The organism is Desulfobacter sp. UBA2225 (genome assembly GCF_002348205.1).
GTDB classification, from domain to species: Bacteria; Desulfobacterota; Desulfobacteria; order Desulfobacterales; family Desulfobacteraceae; genus Desulfobacter; species Desulfobacter postgatei.
In genome coordinates this window covers 1-2864 of the sequence record NZ_DDYV01000158.1, presented here as the reverse complement: position 1 = coordinate 2864, position 2864 = coordinate 1, and the positions used below count along the sequence as shown (strand labels likewise).

5 protein-coding genes and 1 pseudogene are annotated in these 2864 nt (G+C 39.2%); 3 read left to right on the top strand and 3 right to left on the bottom strand.

Annotation, left to right across the window (positions count from 1 at the left end; genetic code table 11):
- Nucleotides 1–230 (top strand): annotated as a pseudogene (locus B3D59_RS08195) (hypothetical protein); the annotation flags it as partial.
- Here the strand turns inward: B3D59_RS08195 and tnpA are convergent.
- Nucleotides 223–606, bottom strand: coding sequence for an IS200/IS605 family transposase (gene tnpA, locus B3D59_RS08190; RefSeq protein ID WP_286818865.1), 384 nt, complete (start codon nucleotides 604–606; stop codon nucleotides 223–225). The pseudogene B3D59_RS08195 and the gene tnpA sit on opposite strands and share 8 nt — an antisense overlap.
- Before the next feature lie 512 nt (nucleotides 607–1118).
- The gene (locus B3D59_RS08185) at nucleotides 1119–1370 is read right to left on the bottom strand and encodes a type II toxin-antitoxin system Phd/YefM family antitoxin (protein WP_286818857.1); all 252 of its coding nucleotides are present in this window, start codon (nucleotides 1368–1370) and stop codon (nucleotides 1119–1121) included.
- 207 nt (nucleotides 1371–1577) lie between these two features.
- On the opposite strand from B3D59_RS08185, the gene B3D59_RS08180 reads away from it, so the two are divergent.
- Together B3D59_RS08180 and B3D59_RS08175 are read left to right on the top strand one after the other, a co-directional pair.
- Nucleotides 1578–1835, top strand: a complete 258-nt coding sequence (locus B3D59_RS08180; protein WP_286818855.1) for a type II toxin-antitoxin system PemK/MazF family toxin — start codon at nucleotides 1578–1580, stop codon at nucleotides 1833–1835.
- A gap of 281 nt (nucleotides 1836–2116) precedes the next feature.
- A complete protein-coding gene (locus B3D59_RS08175; RefSeq protein ID WP_349676878.1) occupies nucleotides 2117–2512 on the top strand; it encodes a Uma2 family endonuclease in 396 nt (131 codons plus the stop codon).
- On the opposite strand, the gene B3D59_RS18460 is transcribed toward B3D59_RS08175, so the two are convergent.
- A partial coding sequence (locus tag B3D59_RS18460) for a transposase family protein (protein WP_414646525.1) occupies nucleotides 2450–2864 on the bottom strand: 415 nt, incomplete at its 5' end. The genes B3D59_RS08175 and B3D59_RS18460 overlap by 63 nt on opposite strands.

Below are 2864 nucleotides of genomic sequence, written 5' to 3'. Positions count from 1 at the left end.
CAACCACGGAAAATATCGGAGAGCCAAATTTTTCAGACCTGAGTGATATTGACATAGCCCTTGTTTCAAGCCAGTTTGAAGGTATCCGGTTCAACGACAGGAATCGCATCAGAAAGTATAAATTTCAGGTAAATTCTGATATTGAACCCATGCCGTTCAGAGAGGAAGATTTTACACAAGAAGACCCTTTTGTAAGAGAAATCCTTGAAACCGGATTCAGGATCATCTGATTTTTACGTCACTCAAAGTTACCTGCCCAACCGAAGCAAGGAAATATGATGGAGACCAAAAGGCTTTACCCCATAGTTCTTTCCTGATCTCTGGAAATTCTTTTCTAATCATACGGGAGGTAACAGATTTCAGGCTATTGATAAATTTAGACAAGGTAACCGATGGTTTTGACGCAAAAAGTATATGGATATGGTCTTTATCTGTTTCTTGCTCAATAATTCGTATTCCAAAGTTAGATGCAATATTGACCACAAGCGACTTCAGCCTTTCTGATATTGAATCTGTCAAAACCTTACGTCTGTATTTTACACAAAACACAAGATGGAACTGAATACAATAAACCGAATGGCAACCCATATCAATCTCATATTTCATATGAGGAAAAATACAAAGAACAGAGTATGAAGTCAACAACAAACTATGCCGAGAAGTCCCCCACAGAATCACAGATTCGGAAGGGGACTTCTCGGCGGGAAGTTAAATTTTTTCGTGAAGTAGATTTTTCCAGTATTGAAGGCTTTCAACCGCAAATTTCCACTTCATCCAGTCATTTTCCATCTCATATGACGCTGTTTGCTTTTGAAAGTCATCATTGAGTCCATTGAAAGTACTTTTATATTTTTTTCCAGATACTCTATTTCCATTCTAAACTCGGAGATCTGCTGTTTAGCCAGCAATAAGGATATTTCGTCCAGCAGCCGGTTTTTTGAAATATTTAAACTGGAAAATATTTTTTCCCGAGCCTGTTCCATTGTCCTTTCTCCATTGAAGATGCGTTTCAGTAATGTAATCTTGGTTTTTTTGCCATATGGGTTTGATATCATTAGAATATAAAAATATCATGCCTGGGCCGAACGCCAAGCAGCTAAGTCTCCCTCGATCCGAGTTTATCGTTTTGTTGGCTTATTGTTTGGTTCTGTGTTCATTGATCGCGAATCTTGAATTGCGTCAAGGATGTCATTTGTAGTGGCCCTAGTTTTTATTCCAGGCACATCAAATGGGGAGGATTGTTTAACCTGCTTAAAGACCACTGTAAACATTTCACCCCCGCGACGTTTTATTACGACTTCTTCAGATCGTGCCAGATCTAAAACAGTGGAAAGCTTTTGCCGAGCTTCTGAGTATGTAAAAACTTTCATTTTTATACCTCCATAGTCTCTATGCCTATATTGTTTGCCACTTCAATCATACGGCGGTCAAGGGTAAGTAGGGGTCATGATGGGGTCAGGTCATGATGGGGTCTGATGGGGTCAGGCTTGACATTTTGATATTTAAGCCAGCTCCTGCAATCAATTGTGTGAAACAGGGGGTATAATTCCGAAATTGACAGACAAAACGACAATGGTTTGCCAATACATCTTGAAATTTTTTTATCCCAAAACAGCACCGGATCAGTCAAAGACGCTAAAGGGAAAGCCGATCAGATTCGTACATTGGATAAAGCCAGATTAATAAAGCCCATTGGGCATCTCGATCACGACTTGATGCTTCAGGTTGACAATACCATTGAATTCCGGGGCCATCTTACCCCATTCTTTCTCCGTGTTAAAAGTTGCATATTAAACGTACCTGCGATGCTCTCCTTTCTGGTGACGGGGTCATGACGGATTCAGGCTTGATATTTTGATATTCTACTGATATCAAATCCACAGGTAAGAAAACCCAAATTAGCAGTACCGCAAAACTCACTTTTTAACCCATATATAGTCAAAGTGGGCATATAATTTGCGGCTCAAAAAACATTGTTTTTTGAAAAAGTTAATTTGCACACAATAGATGCCAAGTCTTTGATTAATTTAAAAAAATATTTATGAGTGAGTTTTGCGGTACTGCGAAATATGATTTATAGCGTTTTCTTAATATTAACAGGAAAGGATTAAGGGCCATGACCGCACAACCGCAGGATAAAAAGAAGATGACACCAGGCGAATATCTTGCACTTGAAAAAAGCGCCCTTGATATTAAATATGAATTTTTTGATGGTGAAGCGTTTGCCATGGTTGGCGCCGGAAGAAATCATAACCGTATCAATGTTAATCTTACAGTAGAGTTAGGGGGCAAATTCAAAGCTGATAAATCCACTTGTAACCTGTTTTCCAATGACATGCGGGTTAAAATTGCGGAGAACTATGTTTATCCGGATATTGTAATTTATTGCGGTAATCCAGAATTTGAGGATGATGAATTTGACACATTAGACATTTTCGGAAATAAGAGGTCAGTTCCATACTGGTTGTCTGGCTTTTGGGGTACGATCAGGAGCTCTGAATGTTTCTCTTAAATTATGCAGACCGCAGGCGATTTCCATAACAAGATCACTGAAACCGTTTTTAGTGTTCCGGAACACATCTTTAACGATGCGCATACGTTTTATACCTGAAATGACGTGTTCTACAATAATGCGGACTCCAGAAATCATCTTGTTAAAAAATCTGTCTTCCAAAGACAGGTTTTTGCCTCGGGGCTTCTTTGCCGGCTGATAACAGGTTGTGTTTTTAGGTTCATATCCCTGAAAGCCTGTGTCTTTGAAAAGTATGCTGCCTTTTGGAAAAATCGGATTTTCCTCATCCGCTATCTTTTTGTCATGTTTTTTCCCTTCATAAGTACCGCTAAGGGAGTTGGCCGTTTTTGAA

Excerpts from the sequence above, each read along its gene's own strand:
- tnpA (WP_286818865.1), bottom strand. The coding sequence starts at position 606 with ATGAAATATGAGATTGATATGGGTTGCCATTCGGTTTATTGTATTCAG.
- B3D59_RS08185 (WP_286818857.1), bottom strand. The coding sequence starts at position 1,370 with ATGAAAGTTTTTACATACTCAGAAGCTCGGCAAAAGCTTTCCACTGTT.
- B3D59_RS08175 (WP_349676878.1), top strand. The coding sequence starts at position 2,117 with ATGACCGCACAACCGCAGGATAAAAAGAAGATGACACCAGGCGAATAT.